This window comes from Paenibacillus pasadenensis (assembly GCF_023715725.1).
Taxonomy (GTDB): Bacteria; Bacillota; Bacilli; order Paenibacillales; family Paenibacillaceae; genus Paenibacillus_O; species Paenibacillus_O pasadenensis_A.
In genome coordinates this window covers 133,106-159,583 of sequence record NZ_JAMBOT010000006.1, presented here as the reverse complement: position 1 = coordinate 159,583, position 26,478 = coordinate 133,106, and the positions used below count along the sequence as shown (strand labels likewise).

At 45.7% G+C, this 26,478-nt stretch carries 24 protein-coding genes; 2 read left to right on the top strand and 22 right to left on the bottom strand.

Features of this window, described 5'->3' with window-relative positions:
• Positions 1–630: 630 nt before the first annotated feature.
• From M3223_RS16025 to M3223_RS16000, 6 genes are all read right to left on the bottom strand, one after another.
• Positions 631–2,502: a beta/gamma crystallin-related protein gene (locus M3223_RS16025; RefSeq protein ID WP_251563279.1), complete on the bottom strand. Its 1,872-nt coding sequence runs from the start codon at positions 2,500–2,502 to the stop codon at positions 631–633.
• Between the two features lie 159 nt (positions 2,503–2,661).
• Positions 2,662–3,063, bottom strand: a complete 402-nt coding sequence (locus M3223_RS16020; protein WP_251563277.1) for a hypothetical protein — start codon at positions 3,061–3,063, stop codon at positions 2,662–2,664.
• 209 nt (positions 3,064–3,272) lie between these two features.
• Positions 3,273–4,979: an extracellular solute-binding protein gene (locus M3223_RS16015; RefSeq protein ID WP_251563275.1), complete on the bottom strand. Its 1,707-nt coding sequence runs from the start codon at positions 4,977–4,979 to the stop codon at positions 3,273–3,275.
• Positions 4,980–5,648: 669 nt separating this feature from the next.
• Positions 5,649–7,256 carry a hypothetical protein gene (locus M3223_RS16010; protein WP_251563273.1) on the bottom strand — a complete coding sequence of 536 codons (1,608 nt, stop codon included), beginning with the start codon at positions 7,254–7,256 and terminating at the stop codon, positions 5,649–5,651.
• Positions 7,257–7,954: 698 nt separating this feature from the next.
• Positions 7,955–8,638 carry a suppressor of fused domain protein gene (locus M3223_RS16005; RefSeq protein WP_251563271.1) on the bottom strand — a complete coding sequence of 228 codons (684 nt, stop codon included), beginning with the start codon at positions 8,636–8,638 and terminating at the stop codon, positions 7,955–7,957.
• Positions 8,639–8,801: 163 nt separating this feature from the next.
• Positions 8,802–9,491, bottom strand: a complete 690-nt coding sequence (locus tag M3223_RS16000) for a DsbA family protein (RefSeq protein ID WP_251563268.1) — start codon at positions 9,489–9,491, stop codon at positions 8,802–8,804.
• A gap of 260 nt (positions 9,492–9,751) precedes the next feature.
• Between M3223_RS16000 and M3223_RS15995 the strand changes: the two genes are divergently transcribed.
• Positions 9,752–10,582, top strand: a complete 831-nt coding sequence (locus M3223_RS15995) for a LysM peptidoglycan-binding domain-containing protein (RefSeq protein ID WP_251563266.1) — start codon at positions 9,752–9,754, stop codon at positions 10,580–10,582.
• A 198-nt stretch (positions 10,583–10,780) separates the two neighbouring features.
• On the opposite strand, the gene M3223_RS15990 is transcribed toward M3223_RS15995, so the two are convergent.
• From M3223_RS15990 to asnB, 9 genes are all read right to left on the bottom strand, one after another.
• Complete coding sequence (locus tag M3223_RS15990; RefSeq protein ID WP_251563264.1) at positions 10,781–11,422, bottom strand: HAD family hydrolase; 642 nt, start codon at positions 11,420–11,422, stop codon at positions 10,781–10,783.
• Between the two features lie 234 nt (positions 11,423–11,656).
• Positions 11,657–12,109, bottom strand: a complete 453-nt coding sequence (locus tag M3223_RS15985; RefSeq protein WP_251563262.1) for a VOC family protein — start codon at positions 12,107–12,109, stop codon at positions 11,657–11,659.
• Positions 12,110–12,167: 58 nt separating this feature from the next.
• Positions 12,168–12,881, bottom strand: coding sequence for a DUF998 domain-containing protein (locus M3223_RS15980; protein ID WP_251563260.1), 714 nt, complete (start codon positions 12,879–12,881; stop codon positions 12,168–12,170).
• A 4-nt stretch (positions 12,882–12,885) separates the two neighbouring features.
• A complete protein-coding gene (locus M3223_RS15975) occupies positions 12,886–14,202 on the bottom strand; it encodes an alpha/beta fold hydrolase (protein WP_251563258.1) in 1,317 nt (438 codons plus the stop codon).
• A gap of 43 nt (positions 14,203–14,245) precedes the next feature.
• A complete protein-coding gene (locus M3223_RS15970; RefSeq protein WP_435368022.1) occupies positions 14,246–14,566 on the bottom strand; it encodes an ArsR/SmtB family transcription factor in 321 nt (106 codons plus the stop codon).
• 150 nt (positions 14,567–14,716) lie between these two features.
• Positions 14,717–15,043, bottom strand: coding sequence for a DUF1048 domain-containing protein (locus M3223_RS15965; protein ID WP_251563254.1), 327 nt, complete (start codon positions 15,041–15,043; stop codon positions 14,717–14,719).
• A gap of 12 nt (positions 15,044–15,055) precedes the next feature.
• Complete coding sequence (locus M3223_RS15960) at positions 15,056–15,403, bottom strand: DUF1048 domain-containing protein (protein ID WP_251563253.1); 348 nt, start codon at positions 15,401–15,403, stop codon at positions 15,056–15,058.
• Entirely contained in the window at positions 15,403–15,708 is a 306-nt protein-coding gene (locus M3223_RS15955) for a PadR family transcriptional regulator (protein WP_285891322.1), read from the bottom strand. Before M3223_RS15955 ends, M3223_RS15960 begins: the two co-directional genes overlap by 1 nt.
• Positions 15,709–15,864: 156 nt before the next feature.
• On the bottom strand, positions 15,865–17,721 hold the full coding sequence (asnB, locus tag M3223_RS15950) for an asparagine synthase (glutamine-hydrolyzing) (RefSeq protein WP_251563252.1): 1,857 nt from the start codon (positions 17,719–17,721) through the stop codon (positions 15,865–15,867).
• Between the two features lie 317 nt (positions 17,722–18,038).
• On the opposite strand from asnB, the gene bla reads away from it, so the two are divergent.
• Positions 18,039–18,935 (top strand): class A beta-lactamase, encoded by an 897-nt coding sequence (gene bla / locus M3223_RS15945; RefSeq protein ID WP_251563251.1) that lies wholly within the window; start codon positions 18,039–18,041, stop codon positions 18,933–18,935.
• 85 nt (positions 18,936–19,020) lie between these two features.
• Here bla and M3223_RS15940 read toward each other — a convergent pair whose 3' ends face one another.
• The 7 genes from M3223_RS15940 to M3223_RS15910 form a co-directional block, all read right to left on the bottom strand.
• Positions 19,021–19,641 (bottom strand): hypothetical protein, encoded by a 621-nt coding sequence (locus M3223_RS15940; RefSeq protein WP_251563250.1) that lies wholly within the window; start codon positions 19,639–19,641, stop codon positions 19,021–19,023.
• A gap of 181 nt (positions 19,642–19,822) precedes the next feature.
• Positions 19,823–20,512 carry an aspartate/glutamate racemase family protein gene (locus M3223_RS15935; protein ID WP_251563608.1) on the bottom strand — a complete coding sequence of 230 codons (690 nt, stop codon included), beginning with the start codon at positions 20,510–20,512 and terminating at the stop codon, positions 19,823–19,825.
• Between the two features lie 109 nt (positions 20,513–20,621).
• Complete coding sequence (locus tag M3223_RS15930; RefSeq protein ID WP_251563634.1) at positions 20,622–20,822, bottom strand: hypothetical protein; 201 nt, start codon at positions 20,820–20,822, stop codon at positions 20,622–20,624.
• Between the two features lie 23 nt (positions 20,823–20,845).
• Positions 20,846–22,096: a DUF4132 domain-containing protein gene (locus M3223_RS15925; RefSeq protein WP_251563249.1), complete on the bottom strand. Its 1,251-nt coding sequence runs from the start codon at positions 22,094–22,096 to the stop codon at positions 20,846–20,848.
• A 226-nt stretch (positions 22,097–22,322) separates the two neighbouring features.
• Positions 22,323–24,728 (bottom strand): hypothetical protein, encoded by a 2,406-nt coding sequence (locus M3223_RS15920; RefSeq protein WP_251563248.1) that lies wholly within the window; start codon positions 24,726–24,728, stop codon positions 22,323–22,325.
• A gap of 361 nt (positions 24,729–25,089) precedes the next feature.
• Positions 25,090–25,731 carry an oxidoreductase gene (locus M3223_RS15915; RefSeq protein ID WP_353057707.1) on the bottom strand — a complete coding sequence of 214 codons (642 nt, stop codon included), beginning with the start codon at positions 25,729–25,731 and terminating at the stop codon, positions 25,090–25,092.
• Positions 25,732–25,751: 20 nt separating this feature from the next.
• The gene (locus tag M3223_RS15910) at positions 25,752–26,405 is read right to left on the bottom strand and encodes a TetR family transcriptional regulator (RefSeq protein WP_251563246.1); all 654 of its coding nucleotides are present in this window, start codon (positions 26,403–26,405) and stop codon (positions 25,752–25,754) included.
• Between the last annotated feature and the right edge of the window lie 73 nt (positions 26,406–26,478).

The following is a 26,478-nucleotide window of genomic DNA, read 5'->3' as shown; positions in this document are numbered from 1 at the left end:
ATTCAACTATCCTGCCCGTTCAACGCCTGCTGCTATTTAGCTTACTTTTGGATCGACTTAACATAATCATTGAAATTTCTCGAACTCATTTCTGAAGAAATTCTGATTTTGCTGAGCAACATATTGTTTCTAGCTGTATCAGATGTTCCACCAGTTCGGTTTTTGTGAACTGCATATAACTCTGTCTAACGAGCTCTAGGTCACGGTTAATCCTGATCAGCTTGATTCCCTTGGGAGTAAGACGAATACCTTTCCTTTCGGGTCAATTTCTTTCGTTCTGTCAAAGACTGTTTGATATGAAACAGAAGCCCCTTCTTTGACTAGTAGATCAATGGCCTTAATCCCCAGTTCAAGTGAATGTTGCTTCTTTTCTTCATACAATGAATTCAGCAACTCGTTCATTTGTTTTTTGAGAAAGGATCATTTCTCATAGACAAATTGATTACAGATGATAAAGAATTCTACATTCGTGATGAATTGTGTCTCAATACGGCAATGTATGTATAGTTGTGCTTTTTATAAAGTTTAACAAGTTAAAAAAGACCTGGCGGCACTCAGCCTCCAGGTCTCTACTGCTTATTATTCGCCTCCAACTTATCTTTATCTGTCAATAAACATGGTTAATCTTCTTTAAGCCGGTAAAACTTTTACCGAGCTGATCTTATCATCCCATCCTCCCAAACTACTTGAATTGGCCGTATAGGTCGTAGTGTTTCCTTGATAGTTGTTATGCTCATATACAGCAGCTTTGTATGGTCCGACAACCCTTAAGGAAGAAATTTGATCTTGACCAAGGATCGTTGTTCCCATATCGGATAAGTCAGAGTTCAATTGAATAAACAGTCCTTCGTAATTAGGGTGCTGGTAGAGAAATACTCCGTTGGGGTTTGAGATTGGCGTAACCTTAATGGAGCTGATTTTATCGCCCCAGCCGCCGATATCCGCAGAGCCGTTGACGTTGTATTGATACGAATTCCCTTGATAGTTGGGATGCTCGAATACTTGAACCGAATAGTTGCCGACGATCTGAATCGATGAAATTCTGTCATCTCCAACATATGTCAGTGCCATGTTGGGCTCATCCGCGGTCAAGCGAGTCCTTTTGCCGACATAGTTGGTATGTTCATACAAGAATACGCCGTTATCTGTGCCGGTTTTATCCACGCGGAGCGAGGTTACCACGTTGTCTACCCCAAGAGTGCTCAGATCGGCGACGCTTGAAGTTAACACCGTTTTTGTGCCGGAATAATTCGGATCGTTGAACAACTCGACTTTGTAAGGGCCGACGATTTTAACGGAGCTGGCCGTGTCGTCGCCGACGCGGAATCCTGTAATAATTTCGGCATCTCCGAAGAAACGGTTGTAGTTGCCCTGGAAGTTCGGGTGTTCGTACACATACACGCCGTAGTCCGTATTGCTGGAATCTTTCTCTTTCATATTAAGCCTTTTGATAACGTTTACAATATCATTATAATTGAAAAAGTCGAGCATGACGACGTTGACGCCTTTGCTCTGCCAGTCGCTTTGCAGGCCGTTCAGCGCGAGTAAGTTGGCGGCTCCGGCAACGCTTGACACGGAGGTTCCCACGGATGGTGTAACGACATTTTGCAGCACATGCAGTTGATTCGGATAAGAAGCAGCCGCATTCATTTCTGTATCAAGCTTCGGTTTTAAGCTGCCGGCACTGCTCTCGTTCATCCAGGCCGAACGCATCGCCGTGCTGCGGTCCCATACCCAAGACTCGTTCATGAACTGGCTTGGAACCGGGCCGGAAGACTTTGAAGTTGCGCCGGACCAGTAGTTATGTGTGCCGTAATAAACAATGACTCGTTTGTTCTCATTCCAAAGCGTGCTGAGCGTCGTATTGACGCCATAGGACTTTGGAACAAGCTTGTCGCCGAGATAATACTCGATGCGGTTCTTCAGATGCGTGTAGCTTGTGTTGGACATAGCATGGAAATGCTGAAAATCCAGCACGACGATTTCTTTTGGATTCGCGTCCAGGAAGTTTTTAGTGGACTGCAGCACGCTTTCCATGTACTCGCCATACAGCCCGTGCATCGTTCTCAGCGTCGTTTCTTGATTTTGGAAGCTGGTCCCGGAAAAATACTGATTCGGACCAACCCTTAGGTCTAAATAACGGATACCCGCATTGAGCTGCTCGGCTACGTTGTAATCCTGGGTTCTGGACTGGCTTTTAACCGGACCTGTAGGAATGACGTATTGGTAGATTTGAGACGTGTTAATCAGATCGGGGGCCAGCGACTCGTCGAAACCAGCATCATCAAAGACGCCGGTTCCGGAGTCGTGGGTTCCTGGAAGAATAACATTGCGGAGCGTCGTGCTTGCAAAATTAGGATTTACGGCATTTACTTGTTCCATCCAGTTTCTGTTCGTGGAACCGATAAAATCCGCACTTGCCGGAGAAGGAGGGACAATCGCTAGGCTTGATACTGTCATCAACATCGTTAAACCTAACATCCAACCTTTTTTCTTACGCATTCATACACGGCTCCTTTGGGTGATTCCGTTTTTTTATGGATGAGTCCGGATGAAACGTCTGGCCGGCAGAACGCATTAACATCGCTTGGTCATCTTACGGAAAACAGGGCTTGAGCGTATGGTACAGCTTGCGTGAAATTGATTATCCCTCGTTATGTGTTAGGCCTCGATAAATAAAGGCTGTGAAAACGCCGCATATCCTCCTTCCAAATAAGCTGCAACCCGCACATACCCTTCATCGCCCTTGCACTCGTACTTGACCTGCGTCAGCCTGCCAGACGTCTCATACAAGACGTGGCCATCTTTGCCAAAAAAGCTTATATATTTATACATGTTATCCAGCAGCGTGTTGGAACGCAGGTTGACCGTAATGGTGCCTTCGTTCGTCTCGATGGAGTCAAACCCGTATCCGCTGGATACATAGAAGCTTCCGTTTTTAATGGCATCCAAAATGGATTCGCATGTATTCTCTGTTGCCAGAATCATGTTCCAAGCGCTGTATAGACCCGGAAGCACGTAAATCCAGATATTATCCAGTTGATGCAGCGATTTGTACAACATGTCCGTCGGAATACTACCGCGGCTAAACAACGTGCTTTAAAAGATAAAACATTATAAAGAATTTGCCCGCCCGGAATCGTTTTGCTTTTCAGGGTGTATGCAGCCATTGCTGTCTAGCTTATAAAATTCATTCTCCATACTTACTCCTCCTTAATAATAAAACAGGCGGCGGAGCGTTTGCCGCCGCCTGTTAGTCTCTAGAAGCTGTCTTAACGAGATGGCTTAAACTTGATTTTGGTCAATTCGTTGCTGTTCTTTTCTTCAAGCAGCTTGAGATAGCCGTCCAGGTTGGCCGCTTGCAATTGTTTCAGCGCGCCGTCCAGAATTTGTTGCGCTTCCTCTTTGCTGTCGCTGTAATAAGCTTTAACGAGGCTGTCCTTGTAGTTACCGAATGCCGCATTAAGATCTGTACCCGTTGCAAATTCGCCCAGGAAAGATTTTGGCGTATAAGCGTCAACGACATTTGCATTTGCGATTTTTTCATCCAATTTGTAGAACTCCGCTGCTTTAAGGCCAAGCTCAGATGCCCCGCTCACTGTATCGCCGTAGCTCTCTTCGCCAAAGTCTGCCATGTAGTCAGTGTCGGTTTGACCAAGAATCTCGCCCCAGTAATTTCCTGCTCCTGCAAAGCCAAGCTTTTTCGCCTCTGCAGCGTTAGATTCCTTCAAATCGAGCACTTCTTGTTTCGGAACCGGATTTCCTTTGTCATCTAGCGTGTAGTCGCGGCCTTCCAGACCGTATCTCCACAGCAGCTTGCCCTCACGGCTTGCCATAAAGTCGGCAAACTTGACGATATCCTCCGGATTTTTCGTCGTGGAAGGAATCGCCCACGCATTGTATCCGCCCTTGAAGTCGATTTGCATTTGGTACGGATCGCCGTCTACGTTGTTGAAAGGACCGAGCGGCAGGTAATGCAGGTCCTGATTAAATGGCAGATAGCTGTGCATATCGCCGACGATGCCCCATGAACCGTTCAGGGCGCCTTCTTCGGCACGGCTTTGATCGATCGTGAAGAACTCTGGATGCATAAGCTTTTCTTTCAGCAGCTTCTGCATGTATTCAACCTTTTGCATAGCTACAGGCGTTTGGCTTTCGTGCAGGATTTTACCGTCTTTTCCTTGGTAAATCCATTGATCCGTGTCGCCCCATTGCAGATCGTTGAAAATTTGGCCGAGCTCTTTACCGCCCCAGTAGCCAGGTCCAATCGGCGTAATCGGGTTGCCGTTGTTGTCTTTGAAATTGCCGGCTTGAATTTTCTTTGCTAGGTCGTACAGCTGCTCATGCGTTTTAATTGAGGACGGATCGATTTTGAGAGCTTCCGCGATATCCTTGCGGATATACGGACCGCTGATCAGCTTGCCAGGTTTTCCGCCTTCACGGTTAACGTTCATATGAATAAAGTAGGTGGAGCCGTTAAATTCCGGACGGAACATAACGCCGTAGTTTGTATCATTAGGCAGGTAACCTTTCTCAAGGTATTTGCTGTACACTTTTGTCTCTTTAATGAGCGGCGTCAGATCGGTGAACATTCCCTCACGAGCCGCTTTCAACACGACCGGCATTTCCTGGCGGCCGCTGTTGTTCAGGTAAAAGGAGATAAAGTCCGGCAGGTCTCCCGAGGCTAATCCGGCAGTCAAACCTTCGATAGCCTTGTTCGCTTTCATAATTTCTACTTCGTACTCGATACCCGTACGTTTTTTAATTTCGGCCAGAATCTCAGGGTTGATGTCTGAGGTTTGATCGTCGGTTCCCATAAAGATCAGGCCTTTAATTTTGCGGTCCGCAATCCATGTAGCCGGTTTGTCGGAAGGCGAATCTGACGCCGCCGGCTCATTGTTGCCTGCATTGGAGCAGCCAGCTAACAGTGTGGCCACCATTAACGGTACAGCCACTAGTCTTCCCCACTTTTTACTCATGCTGTAAACCCCTTTTCCCAAAATTGATCTATGAATAACGCAGAGTGCGTTTTCATCAAGATTCAAAACTTGCAATTTTCTGGAATCGCTTTCACATCATAGGCATTATCCTGCTGAATAACCCCTAACAGCATGTAGATCTGATCAGATGATGATTAACGTATTTCGGATAAGCTTTTTGGCTTCGCAGGAATTGAATAACGCTTCAAAATACTTCAGACCGACCCAAGGGCTTCCAAGAATACCGGCGTTGAATTTGTAATCTACACTGAAGCGGCCCTTAAACCATGTTTCTGATACCGATACCATATAGCAGTAAATTTTGCGCTTTCCCATTGAAATAGCCATGGAGAACGCTTGCTGGTAGCATAACATAGTCTAAGTCAGAAAGAACAAATTAACATACTTTTAACAACTGAATTAACTTTTCCGGTCTGCGCATTGGTAAATCAAGCCCTTTTCGTGCGGTCAGTCCGGAAGGCTATCCACGCTGATTAGTAATCAAAAATTCGTAACAGTTAGGTATAGAGATGAAAGATTTGTTTAAAATAGCGACTGAAACGGAGTGCTGAATTGTAAAATAAATCGACTATAGAAAAAAAGCTTACTAACAGCAGAGCCTCTGCTGTTAGTAAGCTTTTATATGCATTCCAGTTTCGTTGTAACGTTCTATTGGACTCCCACGACTTGAACATTGTCGAACGTAGCTGCTTGGCTGTACGCACGGAAACCGATTTTTCCTGTTGTTAACGATGAATCGCTAACCGTAAGTTCTTCGACCCCATTCACTGAACCTACAAGCGAACCGCCTTTCATAGAAAGCTTTAGGTTATATACAGTATTTAAATTAACCGTATACGGCTTTGAGGCTACCGTTGAAAATGTGCCATTCACCTTTTTGAGCAATTGAACTTGATTTGTGCTTAGGCGCAACAAATAATAGTTGTTATTATCTTTATATCTGCCAATAATGCCTGTCGCGGCCCCGCTTGCGGTTGACTTTAAATTCACATCCGCACGGACGTCATAATCCGTCCAGTTAGCATTGCCAGTCGTTGTAACTGCTTCAGTCGCGGTGTTCGTGGACTGTTTATATGCAAAAGTTGCATCTGTAACGATTGACCAGGCGCCGGTTATACCTGTCCATCCCTGTGCATTTCCATCTTCGAAATTATCCGAAAATAATGACTGTGTAGTTACGACAGGACTCCAAGTACCAGCCGCAGCGTCAATCGTCCAGCTTGAATAGCCGTTGAGCGTTGGTGTTCCATTGCTATCGAACGTTACCGGGAACCACATATTCTTTCCTACACCCTGACTGCCATTGGCCATATTACTCCAACGGTCACCTAAGTAAACATAAATCGTACCGTTTGTACCGTGAATCGGGAAAATTTGATCATGTTGGCTATCAAAAGAATTCGTTGTAGTTGGGCTTGTAGGCATTTTAATCATATCACCGCCTGATTTAGACCAGCCTGAGGACAAGCTCGTCGACAGTGAGTAACGTGTTGGAGTGGATTGATAATAGTAGGCTTCAGAGGCAGACAATAAGTAATTACTTCCCACTTTAATCAATGAAGAAGCTTCTCTCACATTGCCAAATCCCCACGTCATCATAGTGGATTCAATGCTGAGATAGTTTGCAGCTAATTTACCGATTTTTAACGAGTCGTTTTGTCCGGTGACGTCACTGGTGAAGGTAATGTACGTACTTCCGTCATCATCTTTAAAAATGCCGCCTAAGTCACCCATTTTGTACCCGCCGGGTTTTTCGTCATATTTATTATAAGTGAACGGGCCATCAATCGATGAGCTCGTCAAGTAAACCAGCCTGTTTCTAGTCCCTGTTTCCAAGGTATTCCATTCCATCAACATCACATATTTAGAAGTTGAACTATTATAAGCGACTACGAGTCTTCCAATCCAATCTGAAAAAGCAAAGTCCGCCGGAAATCCGCTAAAATCAACTACGTTGCCCTGATTTGTCCATGACTTAAAATCGGTGGAGGTGTACAATTTAATTTCTTTGATTCCCTCTGCTTTTCGGGATATATCAAAGCCATACCAGTAGAAGGTATTACCCTCCTGCATCATCCATCCGCCTTGCGCATTGATTTTATTGCCGTCCGTATCAAACCAGTCGGTATTGTTCACGATCGTTGCCGGAGCCGCTTTCGCTGAATTCGCAAAACAAAATAGTAATAAGATAAATAATACAGTTGCCATTGCAGTAAAAAGTTTACTTGAAACGAAGTTCCCTGGTACTTTTAACATAACATTCACCCTTTCTGCTTATAAAAAATTCGACGACTGACCAGATGTAAGAAGCCATACTTTTCGCTGCCCACATTCCTCCCTTCAAAAAAGCGCTTACATTTTAAGTTAAGAAATTTTTAGTCGGTTCCCATTCCTCTGTTCACCCTTGCATTTCCATTAGTATAACAAGTCCTATAATTCTACATAATTCAGCAAAACAACAAAAATTAATACAAAATCTACGATAATCTGCACCAGTCGCCAATACCGATGCAAGCGTTGCTGGAATGATTGCTAGCCAGATAGGACTCTCTTGACGACAAGGAACAAAAAATATACGACTCCTATTATTGCTGAGATAAAAAAATGAGATAATAATTAACTTAATAAAAAGGAGCAGCTGCCGTTATGACAAACTGCTCCTGGATCGTTTAACTAAATATTGGGTTTTATTCGCTGCCGGGCGGGGTTACTGCAACTTTTCCGTATTAAATATGCGCACTACTGCTACTCTCCTCACATCACAAGACCGCCGTTTCAAAGCCCACGATTTCCGCGGACTTCATTCGGCCTATGTTTCAATGATGGCTTTACCACTTACACTTAAAACCCGACTTAATACAAATTCACTCTCATAAAATTTGCAGCAGCCGAATTGATTGTCGGCTGTGCTCGCATTGTGCTAGCGTTCTCAGTTAGTGTAATAAAGAACTCCGTTATGAAACAATGCTCTTACGATTGAAATCAATTAAATCAGGGTTTGTAGTCTCAAGCAAATCTTCAAAGCGCTCCCACCCATTTTGGTTCACGAAATGGATCTCTGAAGGTGTAACGGGTATTAACCAGGCCAGTACAATCTGCTTTCCGTTCTCCTCCGTATACGTTGCAAAATCGTCTGGAAAATATACTGGTGGAGCAACATACAAACCCTCCATTTCCGAATCGACAAGCATCGTTCCGTAGGGTCCAATTACATCACCACGTAACCATGCATGACGACTTGATATTGCCATAGATGCGACTCTTTGGAGTATTCCAGGGATGTTTCTATCGCTATAATTAGATGGGGCTACAAACACCAACTCTTGTCGGATGTTTTTACCACTTTGCCGAGAGTGTAATACTTCATTGCTTAAGCCTAACGTCGTATACGTTACTGCCCCTTCAAAAGGAAGACCTTCGCCGTATTTGACAATCTGAAAAGTGAGTCTATCCCCATTCTCGTCATGTGTAAAACCATACTGAATTTCTCCAAGATGTTGCTCCAAGAACTCGCCAAACCCCATACAATCATCTCCTGTTATATGGTCGTATTTGCGTTTTACTGCCCGTTTGTTCAGCAATGAGTTTCTTGTCTTCCCCAATATCTTTAGTTGCGTCAGTTTCTGATAAAATTTCAAAGCCTAGTCATCGTCTTAAAGACATTTTCGGAGTAAAACACGTTTTGTTGATATAAGAGGTATGTATATAAAAAGCTATCATAAAAATCCCTACTGTTTTATTTCAAATTGCCGCTCTTTTTAAACGAAGCGGCAATTTGGATAAACTTCATATCATTAGGTTTTATTCGTTCGCTTGTTCTTCTATAATTTTCACAATCGTGTCGTAATCAAAGGGATTATTAACTACAACATTATTTATCATAATCGTCGGAGTTTGCTGTACGTTAAAATCCAGAACAAGCTGCTCATCAATATTAACTTCATTAATATTGGACTGATTCGCTAAATCTTGCTTCAGTTGTATGATATTAATGGCTGGTGTGATGGTACCTGCAATCTCTTCAATCTTGTCAGGCGTAATCCAAAGCCCATCATGGTTGTCCGTCGGTTGCTCAGCGAATAACGCTTTGTGAAACGGCCAGAAGGCTTCTGGATTTTGTTTCCACACCGCTTCCCCCGCAAGTGCACCCAGCTTGGATTCATCGCCGTGAAATAATACATTGATGTATGCAAACTTCACTTTTCCAGAGTCGATATATGCTTCCTTAAGCTTGGGATAAATTTGCTCTCCCCACGCTTTGCATGAAGGGCACTTGTAATCGCCAAATTCTACGATAGAAACCTTGGCATCCTGCATCCCTTCAACCGGTTGATTTGCAAGATCCGGTCCTTGTTTAAAGGCGCCTGATTCTCCGCCACTCTTGGAGGCTTGAATAAAGAAATACAGTAATATAAATAAAACAATAATAATGGACGTAAAGATAACTAGTTTTTTGTTGTTCTTTGCTTTACTGCGGTACCTAGATGACACAATCTAATCCTCCCTTTTAGCTGATTTTTGGTTTCCACTTTTTATCCAAAAAGATGTCATTATTTATCATACCAGTAGTTACTCATATGAAAAAGATTTTACATGGATGATTTGTGACTATTTTTCTTCTTATCATGTTGTCAAAAATCATCAATTCTTCTAGTCCAAAGGACCTGATTTAACCCAATCTTCTTCTACGCCGCCTTCAATCTGGGGTAAACTGATTCTATCTAATCGCAATTGTTCCTGAGGAGGTCTCTATGTCTGACATGCCTGAAACCGGCTTCCGTTCCCGATCGGAGCGGAAAAAGAAGAAAAATACGACCTTAATAAACGGAGTACTGGCCGCTGCAGGGCTGGCCGTTATGTTATTCGCTCTCTTTTTTGTCATGTATCCCTTTGATAAGTACAAACAGGAGCTCGCCTCCGGGCTGCCTTCAGCATCTCCCTCGCCTACCCCGACGGAGTCGCAGGAAGCATCGGCCTCGCCGCTTCCATCCTCGTCTCCAAGCCCGGAGCCGACGCCTTCCTCTGAGCCGGACGAAGGTTACGAAGAGCCTACTCCGTCTCCGGCAGCCACGCCAAGCGAGAAGCCGACACCGCAACCGACGGAGAAGCCGGAGCCGACAAAGACTCCAGGGAAGCCATCTGCAAAACCTACGGCGAAACCGAATGCTTCTGGATCCGCAAGTACGTATATCGTTAAGGAAGGCGATACGCTGACGTCCATCTCAATCAATAAATACGGCTCCAAAGACTATGTCTCGCTGATCGCAGAGGAAAACGGCATCGTTTTTGTAAACGACATGAAACCAGGGGACAAGCTGAAGCTGCCTCCAAGCTCCTCAAAGCCGCCCTCCAAAGGCGATACAAGCTCCTCGACGAATGGAACGAAGGAGATTGACTATTCCAAGGTTAAGCTTCCGGCGACCTATTTCGTCCTTCCCGGGGACACGTTCTACCGTATCTCGGTCCGCTTCTATGGCACGGGAAAACATGCGGACCGCATCGCTGAGATAAATAGTCTTGATGCAGATGCCGGTTTAAAAGCCGGAGAATCAATTACCATCCCGGCAAAGCCTGCCAAATAGGTAAGCTTCTCATCATATCCATGTCAAAAAGGAACCCGTCGCCCCAAGCGACCCGGTTCCTTTTTTGCGGTCATGCCAACAATACCTATGCAGTTCTAGAAATGATTAGCTAAAAATGAACCCATATACCCGCCTGGATCGTTCCTCCCCAAAGGGGAAAGCGGCGCCACGTCCCAGCATCCAAGCTCCACGGGTATCTCAGGTTAAATTCAGGATAATGTTCTTTAGTTCAATCAGATTTTGGATTCGATAGCGGGCCAGTGAAAAGTCATGTGTTTTTGTGAACTCGTTATGGATAATAGCGCAGTCAATGCCAGCCGCCACGGCTGAGCTCAGCCCTCTGTTTGAATCCTCTACAATAAGGACTTCTTCTTTCGCAGCTCCGAAGCGCTGTAGGCCGGTCAAATATGATTCCGGGTGCGGCTTGGAGCGCTCGTAGTCTTCACGAACAAGGACAAATTCCATGAATGGTCTGATCTGCCGTTTTTCATGAATAAGTTCAAAATCCGCACGTTTTGCAGTCGTCACGATCGCCATTCGGACGTACCTTGACAGCTCAGCTAGAGTTTCAACAACGCCTTCAATCTCTATAGCTTGTGTTTTTAAATATTCCTGGTAATACATGTTGCGGACCTCACGCTGCTTGCTGATGGTCTGTTCATCAATACCTGCCGCTCTGGCTTGGGACCAAGTGCCGAATGATTGGGTCATATCCCGCAGGTATTGATTTTTATCTAAAGTAAATCCAATGTCAGCCAGAGCGCGTTCCCCCGCTTTGAAGTACCAGAATTCAGTATCAACCAGAACACCGTCATGATCAAAGAGTATGTATTTTTTCATTGTTCCGCTCTCCTTTGCCAGATTAGGCAATTATGCGTGCCATCATAAGTAGACGGATAAACAGGTAAACAATAATTATTTGGTCTATTGCAACAAGACAGTCAACTCGCTTCGTCTTCGGGGACCTGCCTGATATGCAGTATGACCTAACGTCAAAGTCGAGCGATGGGGAATTCGGAAAATGAAAAAGTATCCGAACTTAAAGTCCGAATACTTTTCCCTGATGCACCGTTCTTACTTATGGCCCAGTTGTTCCGCCAAACCGATTAGAAGTCCGTCCTTTGCACGAATGTAGCAGAGCCGATAAGAGTTCTCGTATTGGACCACTTCGCCAACGAGCTGAGCACCATGCTTAGTGAGCCTGGATACCAATTCGTCAATGTTTTCAACGGTGAACATGACGCGCAGGTAACCGAGAGCATTTACAGGAGCAGTCCGGTGATCGGAAACGATTGGCGGAGTGAGAAACCTCGAAAGCTCAAGCCGGCTGTGGCCATCCGGAGTAATCATCATTGCAATCTCTACACGCTGCGAACCCAGCCCGGTGACGCGACCCGCCCATTCACCTTCGACAGTAGCCCGCCCTTCGAGCTTCAAGCCAATCTCCTCGAAAAAAGAAATGGAGTCTTCAAGGGATTCGACAACGATGCCAACATTGTCCATTCTTAATAAGTTGCTTTTTTCCATCGCATTATCTCCTTAGCGGTTCAATTAACCAGCTGATGCAGCATGTTTATTAAATTCATCAAGATTGGGAACTATCCTGCAAGCTAGATCCCAATTTTGCCGCATGAATCCCGACAATGATTAACCACGCAATGTCGGTCAGGATTAACAATCGTCCGAACAATCCAGCCATAACTCCAGGCCCGAATTGTCCATCCTGAGGAATTTGAAGCACGAACATAACCATGGCAACAATTGCAATAACCGAGCTTGTGAGCAGTACTCTCTTCACAGGTCTCCAAGCATCAAGTCTACGCAGCGAAAGACTAATCAATAGTGCGGCTACAGGGGTGTAATCCAGCATTGCTCCAATAGAGTGCATTCTGCCGCTAAACGTTGCTTCCTCCAGACCAACGGTAATGGGATCGGTCACAAAAACAGCTGCGATGATAACGCCGATTGCACTGATCCCAAGAATGACAAGTCCAATGTATCCCGTAATCGTACGAATATGCGGTAAAATCGTAATTGCCACGCTGATTTGAGTCACTGCCAACAATCCAAAAGCAGCGTGCATCATCCAACCAAAGCTTCCTAGAGCATATTCGCTGATAAAACGCCAGGTTGGATCAAATTCAGGCTGCAGCAGATGAAGGATACATAGAAGGAGCACGAACAATGCTCCTGAAAAAATCGACGCAATAGCAAATCTGGCGGCATTCACCGTCATTGGTTTCGCCATAACCGCATGTTCAGCCAATGTCGATCCCTCCTGCGTATGAAGAATGGTCACGCTCTTATTCTCCTCGTCTTTCGAAATCCACAACGGCTTTGGCCACGACATCAGGAGACATTATAATGGCGGAATGGTCTTGACCGGCCAGTGAATGCGTGGCGGCGTTTGGCAAAAGAGAGGCAAGAGCGTTTGCCGCATCATGGAAAAATGGTGCGCTGTTTTCTCCTGTCATAATCAAGGTTGGATGGGGGATGTTCCATCTTCCGGCCGGCAGCGGGTTCCCCGATTGCGTCGTTCCCATAATCGTTCCATCGTAGGCGAGCGTATGCGCCAGGGCTTCCATTTTGCTCCAGGAAGGATCGGCCTTCATGTAACCGATGTATTCTCCAGGTATACCCAGAGCCTCGGATGCGAAATATTCAACTGCTTCCGAGCTCTTTCCAGCTTCGATTAGAGAATTCAGCTGTTCAACATAGTCACTTGGCACCGGTTTACGGCTATCATTAATAATGAACGGCGGTTCGTACAAATAGAGCTTTACGACCAAGTCCCCTAATAGGGTTGCCGCCTCAAGCGCCAATACGGCTCCGGACGAGCTTCCAAACAGAACCGCTTTTCCACCAGCGGCTGCGATCAAAGCCTCTATATCTTCCGCTTCTCGCGCGGCTTTATAAGGCGCGGTATCCGTGCTTTGGCCTCGTCCGCGACGATCATAATTGTATACCGTAAAACTTGCTGACAAATGTTCCGCTAATGCTGAAGCATCCCCATGATCAGCCGCTGCCGATGAAACCAAAACGAGAGCTGGCCCGGACCCTTGTGTAGTATAAGCAATCTGTGTACCGTCTTTTGAGATTACGTTTTTCATCGTGTCATTGCCTCCCATTAATGTTTGTAAGTATTTTTCCAGCCGGTCAAAAGCATCGGTAAAACCTTCAATCATGCCCATTGCTTCCGCGTTGTCCAATTGCTCATTGGTGGTGAAGCGCGTCACGATGCTGATCCGAGTTCCTCCGCTGGTTTCCTCGAACAGCACGGTCGTGTACATTTCGCTGTCTGAAACGATATTCCATTCGCTGTCAGCAAAAGTGTCCGTGTACACCAGTTTGCTCGGTGCCGCAACTTCTTCATATATGGCTCTGCAATAGGCCTCTTCGCCGCTGTTGTCATCTGCTTTAAGACTATACCGCCACACTCCGCCTGACCGTACATCCATTTCATAAACGGTTGTCGTCCAGTTGTTTGGACCCCACCATTTTGCAATATGTCCGGGCTCCGTCCAGCCTTCCCATGCAAGCCGGGCAGGCAGTCCAACAATACGTTCAACAGTAAGTTCTCTTCGCTCGCGGTTTTTACGAATGGTTGTGTTTTGTTTCATCTTCTGTCATCCTTTCAGGTGGTTTTCAGGAGAGTCCTGCCTTTCATGAGTCCTCCTTCTTCTTGTAATCCAGCATATACTCCTCAAAATTGTCGAGCCGTTCTTCCCATAAAATGCTGAAGGAATCAAACCACTCATCCAGCTCCTGGAACGGTCCTGCTTCGAGGCTGTAGATCCGCAGCTGTGCCTTACTGCGTGAGCGCACCATGCCTGCCTCGCTTAAGATGCGCAAGTGACGGGATACATGCGGCTGGCTAATGCCTAGCGCTTGGACAATTTCTCCTACCGATTTGGGCCCCATTTTAAGCAACTCAACAATACTGAATCGATTGGGTTCGGCAAGAGTTAGTAGCGTTACCTGCATAGTAGATGATCTCATGGATTAAATATATACCTAAACGTATATACATGTCAATGTATATACAATATGAGTCAACTTCATTTTCAGATCACATAAAACGCTGTTAAACAAAAAATCAGACCCCGTAAGGTCTGATTTTTCCGTGAGCACCTGTCACGTGGTCTTTTTCCCTTTTTGCTCCATAGATTCTTGAATGATGTCCGCGAAAGTTTTTGAATCTTTAATTAGATCGTCGCAGAAAGCCGCTACGTCATTACCCGTCACTTCAAGCACGCCTTTCCCCATGCCCGCCCCTTCTGCAAAAAGATCTACAATTCCCGAGAGTAAACCTGTGCCGTCGTTTAGCTCAACAGGTCCGACCTTAAACAGATATTTTTGAATCTCTCTATAAACGATCTGATAATCATGCGGGAGTGCTTTGACACGCGCCACATGCGCTCGCCATTCTTTTTTGCCTTCAATCATATCGCGTATACTCATGGTATCCTCCCCTTATTTACCTAATTTTTTTGCTACATTACGATTAAGCTGCGCGCGCCACTTATCGCGGAAAGACTTTGCTCCTTCTTCGCCGGCCAGCGCTGAACAAAAGCCTTTTAGATCGTCACCTAAAACCTCGTTGACCGTCTGACCGTCCTCCGCCGTTTCCTCGAGCAGGCCAAGCACACCGTCAAGAATGGGAATGAGGTTGCGTCCGCTGAAATCGGAGTATGCCCAAAGATACTCATTGATTTTCCCCCACGCCGCCTGATAATCAGCGGGCAGCATTTTGGTGCGCGCTTCAAAAGCTTTCATTTCTTTTGTCATGTCGCTGCCGGTAATTTTTTCCCAAAAGTTCATCATGCTCTCCCCTTTAACTCATTGATTTTTGACGATACGAACTCCCACTTTTCCCAGAACCTCCGCAGCTCCTCACGCCCCGCATCGTTGATGGCAAAAAACTTCCGCGGCGGTCCCATGTCGGAAGGTTTCTTGGTAATCTCCACCAGCTTGTTTTTTTCAAGGCGAATTAGAATGGTATATACCGTTCCTTCTACAACATCCGTAAACCCGAGAGCATTCAGCTGCCGTGTAATCTCGTACCCATAGGTTTCGTTACGGCTTATAATTTCAAGGACACAGCCCTCAAGCGCTCCTTTGAGCATTTCCGTTAAATTTTCCAGCTTACTCACTCCTTACTATTCTGTATCACTGGTATCAAGTCTTACTTACTACTGCTATAAAGTATCACGGAGTAGCGTGGCTGTCAATCTAATCTCAAAACAAAAACCCACCATTCGTTGAATGATGGGTTTTTGCTGCTACATTGATTTGGATTTTGCAATATACATTTGATACCACAGGATAAAAACAAGCAGCGTCCATAATTTGCGGCTGGCGTCATACTTGCCCTCCCGATGATCTTCCAGCATGCGCAGCGCATGATCACGGTCAATCCATGGCACATTGGTTGAAGAGCTAATCAGCTCCTTCGCCCACGGGTACCATTCTTTTCGCAGCCATACCCGGATCGGAACCGGGAAACCAAGCTTTCTGCGGGTTTGCACATCTGGAGAGACAAAGTCCTTCATCGCTTCACGAAGAACCAGCTTTGTTGAATGTTTCGATATCTTGTACTTTGTCGGTATTTTTGAGGCGAACTCAAACACCTTTGTATCCAGAAAAGGAACCCGCAGCTCCAACGAATGAGCCATGGACATTTTGTCCGCTTTCATTAAAATATTGCCTCGAAGCCATGTGTGGATATCGATGTACTGCATTTTGGTTACATCGTCGTAACCGACTGCTTGTTCATAGAGCGGAAGAGTGATGTCTTGGGCAGGGAGATACTCGTGATACACATCTTTGGGCAGCACAAACGTCTTTTCTTGATCCAAGAATATCTTCGCGTTTCCAAAATAACGCTCCTGCAGCGTCTTGCTGCCGCGTGCAAGAAATCCCTTGCCCTTCATCCCTTCAGGCATCAGCTCGGATAATTGACCGGCCAGTTTCCGCAATCCATTCGGCATCGATGTCATACACTGCAGCGACATGGGCTCACGGTAAATATTATAGCCTCCGAAAAACTCATCGGCTCCTTCTCCGGAAAATACAACTTTAACCGATTGACTCGCCAATCGGGATACAAAGTAAACGCCGGCCGCCGAGGGATCCGCAACGGGTTCATCCATATGCCAGATCATATTAGGAAGCTCATCCAGATAAGCTTTAGCATTAATTGAAATCTCTTCATGGTTAGTTCCAAGATAAGCGGCGGTATGTGCTGACAGCTCCAATTCACTGTAGCCAGGTTCTTCAAAGCCAACCGAAAAGGTTCGGGTTGGCTCTAAACGCTGCAGCATCCCAACTAGACTGCCAGAATCAATGCCTCCGGACAAAAAGGCGCCTCTAGACACGTCGCTATTCCGGTGCATGCTTACAGAATCCAGAAGCACAGAACGTGCTTCTTCCACCAAATCCGAGAAGGACCGGGATTCGTCGGTGTTGAATGTCGGCTTGTAATATTCCTCTATCTTCATGGCGCCATTTTTAATCGTCATGGTGTGTCCGGCCATAAGTTTATGAATGCCCTTGAACATCGTTGCTGGCTCAGGCACGTACTGGAACGTCAGGTAGTGATAAAAGGATTGCCCGTCCACTTCCCGCTCCACCATAGGTGAGGCTAAAAGCGATTTTACCTCGGAAGATATCATATAACCGGCGGACGTTTCACAGTAATAAACAGGTTTAATGCCAAAGTGATCCCGGGCAGCAAACAATAGATCCTGATGTTTATCCCAAATAACGAAGCCAAACATACCTCGCAAATAGGCTACACATTGTTCGCCGGTCTCTTCGTAAAGGCGAAGGATAACCTCGGAATCAGATTCGGTATGGAATTGATGGCCCTTTCCCTGCAGCCATTCACGCAATTCTTTATAATTATAGATTTCCCCGTTAAAAATAAGCCAAACTCCGCTCTCGTTGCTGCCTAGCGGCTGAGCTCCATGTTCCAGATCAACAATACTCAATCGACGAAAACCCAAGCCAATATGACCATCGATATGATGTCCGGAATCATCCGGTCCGCGATGCGCAATAATATCTGTCATGCCTTCAAGCTGCTCGGAGTTAACCGGAATTCCGTTATGATTATAAATGGCCACAATTCCACACATGTTTTCAAATCCTCCATTACGACATTCATCAAAATTTTTAAAGAGGTCAACCATGGTTAATATTTGTTTGAATATTCAAATTATATTTACCGAAAAAGCAATGTTTCAAGATTCGGAAGTGAGTTATCAATTCGCATGTTATAACGGAAACACTTTTCGAAATGTTGCAAAAATGATTCAGATTCGTTTAAGGTTATTGATGACCGCTGTTTCCAAGCTGCAAGTTTCGACCTTTATTGTTTGCAATAAAGGAATGGTTATACTAAATATGTACAAGTAGAAAATTCAATTTTATTGATAGAAATGAGGATTTAAAATTGAAACGCCATTTTATTGTTTATTTAGCTGCTTTTGTTTCGTTAACCGGTTGCTCTGTAAACGAAACTTCAACCCCCGCTCCTTCGTCAGCTCTGGAAATTGAAGAAAAACAATCCGCCAGCGAGAATTCGTTCGAGCTATTAGAGGCGGATTTTGGAGCCCGCCTTGGAGTTTACGCCATTGATACCGCAACGGGACGCGCGATCGAATATCGGTCTGATGAGCGTTTTGCTTATGCTTCAACGTTTAAAGCTATAGCTGCAGGCTTTGTTCTTAAGCAGAGTACCGGCAATGAACTCGATCAAATAATTCCTTTTACGAAAGACGATCTGGTTTCTTATTCACCTATAACAGAAAAACACCTCAGTACGGGATTGTCACTTCGTGAACTATGCGAAGCAGCAGTACGATATAGCGATAACACGGCCGGCAATCTTTTGTTTAAACAATTGGGAGGCCCGGAAGGTTATGAAGCTGCATTAAGGCAAAATGGGAATACGGTAACCCAGGCTGATCGGTTTGAGCCAGACCTGAATAAAGCAGATCCTGGCGATCCAAGGGACACTAGCACCCCTCGGGCAATAGCGACAATGCTTTCTAAGTTCGCTGTTGGGGATTTGCTTTCGGAGAACAAACGATCTATTTGGTTAGGCTGGATGTCTGGAAATGCCACAGGCGATGAATTAATCCGTGCAGGAGCGCCTGCGGACTGGAAAGTTGCCGACAAGTCCGGTGCGGCCAGCTATGGCACCCGCAACGATATTGCCGTAGTATTTCCGCCTAATGGCGGTCCCATCGTAATCGCAATTATGTCCAGCCGAGATAAGCTAGACGCTGACTACGACAACGATCTGATCGCACAAGCTGCCAAAGCTGCGCTCGACTTGTTAATCTGAAAAAAAATCACACCGCGAAATCGGGCGTGATTTTTCTTTGACCGGAATTGCATAAGGGGGATCTGTAGAGTTAAACGTCACACCATTACTTATCGCTTAGTATGGTTGAAAGGGAGACAAGCACCGGTCCGGCGAATTCGGAAGCCTCTTCCCCCTTTGGGTTATGAAGACGGAACAGAAAAGCGTCGCCGGCTTCAGATGTCCACACCATAAAATCGGTGATTCCGTTTTCCCCGGAAGCTTGAAGGTACAGTTTTGCAAACCGAAGAGGATGTTCGACCAGCTCGCCGCTATAATCAGACACTTTACCGGCTTTACTCAGCTCTTTTTTGCCTGTAGCTTCAAGCTGGGCCAAATCATAACCGGCAGGCAGCGGCTCGATGTCCACTTTATATTCCGGATGGCTAGTTAGAGATAAACGTCCTGAAGCGGCATCAAACGAAAATTTCTCAAAGACATATAAGGAGAATCCGTTCCCTTGCAGCAGGACCGCTTCCATCTTCTGAGATACCTCATTCGTCATCAGCTCAAAGCTTCTTGTCTTCGGACGCTCTGCTTCCCCGGATGGTTCCGGTTCGGATGTTGGAGCAGGAGAAACGGATACAGATGGCGGCGCTTCCGTTTTTGGCGGAGCAGCAGGTGAACAAGCGGAAAGCAGAACAGCCATGACAAGAATAGGAATGCTAACACTTTTCAAGGCAATCACACCTTTGTCATTCGACCCCAAGGTCTGGATTTTTACATGCAGCCCATTCACTTGTATGCTTTATGCAACCGGGACGCTGCTTTGAACCATAGGCATAATTACACCCTAATATACAGTTTGTAACAAAATGGAGATGTTCATGGATTGCTTTGTTCATTGACAGGCATTCACAGTGTTTCCCTTAACCTAGCGCCAGTTTGGCTGCTTTCTCCGCATGGATCCGTGCCGTATCAAATACGGGTAAGGAGATATCCTTTTGCTGGATAAGCAGCCCAATTTCCGTGCAGCCCAAAATGACTCCTTGCGCTCCTTGAGCTGAGAGCTGGTCAATAACATCGAGAAATTTTTGCTTGGATTGTTCAGAGATGATCCCCAAACACAGCTCATTGTAAATAATCGTATTGACCGCTTCAATTTCCTGTTCACTCGGAATGAGGACATCAATACCCCGCTCAATCAATTTTTGTTTATAGAAGTCTTGCGTCATTGTGTATTTAGTTCCTAGTAGCGCAACCTTTTTAACGCTATGCTGCAGCAATTCGTCCGCAGTCGCTTCAGCGATATGAATAACCGGAATGTCGAGTGCCGTTTGAATTTGCGGGGCAACTTTATGCATCGTATTGGTACAAATAATGATAAAATCGGCTCCGCTGCTCTGCAGCCTCAGCGCTGCTTCCGACAAAATGGCTGTGCTCCTGTCCCAGTCGCCGTTTGCCTGGCACTCTTCAATCTCTGCAAAATCAACGCTGTACATCAGGATTTTTGCTGAGTGCAATCCGCCCAGCTCTCTCTTCACCGCTTCATTCACATCTTTATAATACAGGACGGTGCTTTCCCAGCTCATACCACCAAGCATACCAATTGTTTTCAATTTCATTCATTCCTTTCCATGCCAGAACTTCCATTATGGAAAAGTATACTTCTGATTGTCCAGCATGGAAATGGGCTTCTTCTCAACCTGTAACAATTGAAGGATGTTCTTACTCTCCTAATTGACTGCCGCTCAGGGAACCGTCAGGAGAGCTGATTGTAACTGTCCGGTCGTCCAATTGAAAGCTCAGCATCGGCATCGGCGTTTCATCAGGCGTATACCACTTTGCATTAACCCCGTTGGACAGTTTAACTGCTTTGGATTCGTAACCGCCGGAATAATCCCGTGCCTTTGCAGCTTCATCGTGCATTCTGAAGAACTCTGATTATTTCGCTATGAACGATTCAAGCGCCAATCCTCGTCGAAGCCAATTCGCTTGGCAAGAACGGAGTCCACTTCAAATAACAACTCGCTGAATAGAAACTTGGGAACATCAAACGGCCAAATTCGATCCTCATCGATGATTTCACTGTAGATGTAACTTCCGCGCACAACTTTGCCGGCACGGTAAAATTCCATTTCGTACACAGTTACTGATTCGTCTTCCATACCGACGGAAATTCCGCTGAAGGCTAGTTGTACGCCGATATTCAATGATTTGAACTCTTTGTAAAATTCGTAGTAAACTCCGCTGTCGACGATGGAACCCTTTACCCAGCCATATAATGAAGTTATGAGAGTTTCGTCCACATACACACCCCAAACAAGCCCCGATGCAAAGCCAAACAGTACCGGATTACCCACGAACAGCTTTTGCCAAGCTGTGTAATTCCAACGTCTTCTCGTTGTAAACGAATGCTCTAACCTGATTCGAATGGACTCGATGGTCGTTTTAAGCTGTTTCTTTACATGTTTTACTTCTAGCAAGGATGCCTTGGCTAATTTTGAATCATCTGTCGCATTTGGTGCGGGCAATGTTTTATAAAGCTTTCCATTTTCATCTATTATGCGAATGTTATGATTTGGCATCAATTGCAGGATGAACTGCCTTGAACCGTAATTAACAGCGCGGCACCCTTTTGCATCAAAGCCGAGATGCGACACAACTCGGTCCGCGAGCTCTTCGGTGGATATCCCCGCTATCTCCGCCGCTTGAGCGAGAGCATCCACTGCCGCTTGCTTCACCTGCTTAAATTTGAATTTGTGCGAGATCTTATCAATAAACAACAAGGCTGAATCAAGAGGAGATAATAGAAGAGCCTTTACGGCTTCGCATGCAATCGCGCTTCGTGACTCAAGCGGCCACGCCGTTATTTTCGCTTGGATTGCATGTACAACACGCTCATCTCCATATACCGCAGCGAAAGCCAGCACCCACTTTTTCTTCGCATCAGCCCCTTCTTTGAGCCAACGCTGCAATACCTCGTCAGCCAATGAAGCAAGGTCTTCTGTTCTGAGCGATGTAGCAAGCTCTTGCGCCTTCCAATTGCGCGTAATGTCCTCCTGTGCGGCATATGCATCTAAAATAAAATGCATCATCATTTTGTCGGTATAGGTATCGGATGATTTCAAACGCAATTGCGGCAGGGTAGCAAGTTCAAGCCAGCTCAATTGAGCCGTACTGGTTGCTGCAGAATCCGCCATATCGTTTGAATCAGGACTTTCCAGCTTATCTTGCAGTGCATTGGCTATTAGTTCTTTAATTTTGGCGGTCTTCTCACGGTTATAGTATTAGCTCTCCCGTTTTTGATTTTGATGAGAAAATAGCAATAAAAAACCCAAGGAACGGAGCGGAATAAACCGCTCTCATCCTTGGGTTTTCACAATTCAGATATCTGAACCTTATCTTAGTCCGCAGGCTCCCTTTCTATTAAGGCGTTACCCGCACAAAACGAACCGCATCTGCTCGAACCACTTCTTCGGTATTTCCTGGCTTCGTGACTTCCAATTTGACATTTGCGGACGAGCCCGTTGCAAAGTTGAACCCGCTGCCATTCCCCAGTTCAACCCAAGCAGAACCGTTTTGTTCCTGGTTAATGTTGAATGCCTGATTCCCGCCTTGGTAAGTCACCGTATATTTTGCTGTTTTGTCACTATAAATATGAGCTGGATACATAACAAACACTCTGTAATTGCCGGCTTCTGTAATGGTAGGAGTCCACGTTGCATAAGCGCCGCTGCTTGATGAATATCGGGTAGTCGATCCGTTATAACCTGCGAGTCCGCTGCCCAGCCACGAGCCGCTTTCGCTATATCCCGGCTCTCCGTTATCGATTGTAATCGTTGTTTGCGGAGCGCTGTTTACTGCGCTGACTGCGAAGTTATCAAATTGTGCAACAACCCAATTGCCGTTCCCCCAATCTGTCGTTCCAAGGGTTGTATTCCCGCTTGAATAAGTGGTATCGGTTACATCAGCAACCATAATACCGCCGATATAGGCTTTGATATTGGTGCCGTTAAACTCTAGCGCTAGCGTGTTCCATGTGTTTACGCCGAAACCGGCAATCGCGCCGCTGGACAAGGAAGTTCTGCTGCCCGCATCTTTTCTAAACAGCTCCCAGTTGCCGGATGTATCCAGGCTTATCCAGTAGCCTTTACGATCATAGACAGCAGTGTATTCCGCCGTATTATCAATTCTTCCGCCTACATACACTTTTCCCGTTTCTTCTGCCAGAACATCAACCTGCACTTTGTAATTCGTCCATGCCATGTTTCCGGTTTCGGTTATTGGATCTCTGACTTCGGAATAGGCCCAATGAATCGGTTTATCCGTAACGACTTGGCGAATAACTTTCCCGCTTCTTCCCCCGCCTGCGTTAGCAATTTCAAACCCGCCGCCCGCATCGACAAAATACTTTGGCATGCTTCCAACACTAGAGCTGTCAAAATTGTCGTTATACGGGAACGGGAAGCTAGCGCTCGAAGGAATCGTTTTTTGACCTTTTGCTTGCCCCGTAGTTGTTGAAAGCGTATACACTTTATTCGGGTCAAGATGAACGGTAAAGCTTCCACCCGATGGCGTGATACTGCTTACTTGCGTAAAAAAGTCAGTACTGTCCGATGGAGTCGTTCTCCATACGTTGACTGCATTCGTTGATAATCCTCCCGCGAGCGTAAACGTTACATCGACGCCGCCTGCCGGAATGCCGGTAGTTTCGGCAATGATGCTGTAGTCATTCGTTTGCGGATTTTTAAGCGTCACGAATCTTCCTGCACTGCCGGAGAGGAACTTAACGGAATTGTTCACGTACACCCAGCCCGGTTTCGTGAATTGAGTATAGTGAGCCGTCGTCCACAGATTGGCCCCAATGCCATAATTGCCGGACCAGGGCTGATTGGCAAGCAAGATTCCATTGCCTGGCCACGCCATATTATCGTAAACGGATGCGCTGGAATTCCATCTCAAGCTTGCCGATACGCCATTCTGTGCTGCCTCCAAAATAAACTTCATCCAATTGAAAGCTTTAGTCGGATCATTCCATGTTCCGCCGCCTTCTTCCGAAACCCAAACCGGTTTGCCGGAATTGATGGCCGATTGAGGCGGTGTACGGTTATAGTGAGAGCCGATGATGTCCACGGACGAAGCATAAGCCGCATCGTTCTGAATTTTTGTTGCTACGTTCCAAGAATTCAGCTCGTCGGCTGACACTACTTTTACCGAGGATAGGCTGTTATTGATTAATTCTGTTTTTACGGACTTTGCAAGATCGGAAACACCGGATTCATTCTGGTTGCCTCCCAGATAGTCGATAGTCAATGAATGCTGGTCCCGGGCCCCTTTCACAAAATCTACGAGCCATTGCGCTTTTTTGGCATCCGTATCGGCCCAGGCTGGATATCCCCAATGCAGCGCGGCGAGCTTAATGTTTGGATTGCGAAGCTTAGCTTCCTTCATGAGCCAAAACATCCAGCCTCGATTGTAGTTGGACACTTCGGTTGCTGTACGTTTATGATTGGGTACGGCAATGGTCGTATTGTTGCTGTCGCTGCCGATCTCAACCTTCAGAATGTGCAGCGAAGCGCCGAAGTTAGGCTTAAATAAATAGTCCAAAATATCGCTTCGCTGCGGTTCAGGATAATCATACAGGAGCCTGCCGGTTGATTCTACAACACCGATTCCGTCAAACACTTTACCAAGGTTAGCGCCGTCCAAAGTTACAGCTGCAGCTGCGGCATGGGCAACGTCCTTGGACGTGTACGTTCCGCCAATTAAAGAGGTAACGCATAAAGATAAAGCTACAGTCCATTTCAGCAAATGCGATCTTCTTTTTTTCATAAAAACTCACACCCTTTACATTGTTGTTTTATGTAAACCTGGATACCAAGATCCAGGATACACACCTGTACCACGTAACTCAGGGAGTTGTACATAAACTTGTGCCGCAGCCGGTTTTACAATTCAGGTCCTTCACCTCTCTTTATACAATCATTTATGTAAGGGGTTTCATAAACTATGTTACCAGTATAATTTGGATCTCTCAACATCGAGTTTTAAATTTTCGAAAAAAAGTTCTGAATATTGGGAGATGCGCAATCTAAGCAAAAAAAAGCTAATCCCGTAGTGAAGGATCAGCTTAGAGAAAGGATTTTTAACGAGCGCTAGTCGCAAGTGAAGAAATCGCGTTTGATTCGAAAATTTAGTGAGCAGGACCTGTATTACGAGCCGCGGCAATCATCGCATAAGCAACCTTCCCGCTATCAATTGCTTTATACTTAGCAAGGGGACCAATCATTAATGCGCCAAGAGGACGGGACAGAGCAATCGTTATTTTCTCAGCGGGCCGGCTTTCGGTACGGTCTCCGAGCAGCAACGACGGCCTTAATATAACAAGACGTTTCAATCCGAGGGCAGCCAAGTCGCGCTCCGCCTCCCCTTTTACCCGACTATAAAAAAACTTGGATTGCTCTGAGGAGCCCATCGCCGTCACGATGACGAAGCTTGCCGCACCATGCCGGCGGGCTGCGCGTCCCAGTGCCAGCGGATACTCATAGTCAACTCGCCGAAACGCTGCTTGGCTGCCTGCATTTTTGATCGTTGTGCCAAGTGCGCAGAACACATCAGAGTCCCGCAACAGCTGCTCGTTCAACGCCTCCTCGATCCGATCGAAGGATACTTGTCTTTCCTCAAACTTCGGATGCGATATGCCAATTTCCCTACGCACAAGTGCGATTACGCGGCTGTATGACGGATGCTCCAACAGCTTATGGACGAGTTCCCGTCCAACCAGTCCTGTTGCTCCAGCTACAATGGCTGTAACTCCTTGGGTTTCCACCATCATTTCCAGCCTCTTTCACTAATTCATTTATGAGCTGCGTAACCATTTAAATAATGATTCATTGTAGTGAGAACATCTTTCTTAAAGTCACGTTTCATTCCCTCAAGTCCGCTCTGCTCAATTATATCCGCGACATCCGCAGGTAAGGTGGCAGATAGCTTACAGCCGGTTATAATCGAGGCTTCTGCTTGAAGGATATCTAATACTTCCTCTTGCGTTAAAGAAAGATGTTCGCAAATGATGGCAACTAAATCCGTAATCATTTTATATAAATTGATTTTTTTGTTTAACATGGTTTCAGCATCTATATTTTTTTCCAAAACAGCTGAACGCATGGATTCCAATCGGATATAAAGCGGATTGTGGTCAACCAGTTCTGTGAGCTCATTCATGATAAGCAGTTTGAAGTCAGAAAAATTCCAGATTGGCGATTGTTTGGCCAGCTCTGCCAGACGTGTAAATCTTTTCTCATACTCCCGGCAAAGCAGACTAAAAAATAACGCCTCTTTCGTTTTAAAATACACAAATAGAATTCCGTTAGACATGCCCATTTGTTTGGCTAAATCGGATATTTTTATTTTTTCATACTCGGAAGACAGAAACATTTCTGCCGCTTTATCTAGAATGGCCTGAGCCTTTAAAGCCTTTGCCTCAGGTGTCATTGCGCGTTTTGCCATACACCATCACTCCATTTCGATTCATTTTAATCCCTTATCGATTTGGAGTCAAAACGCGATTCATGGAGCAGAA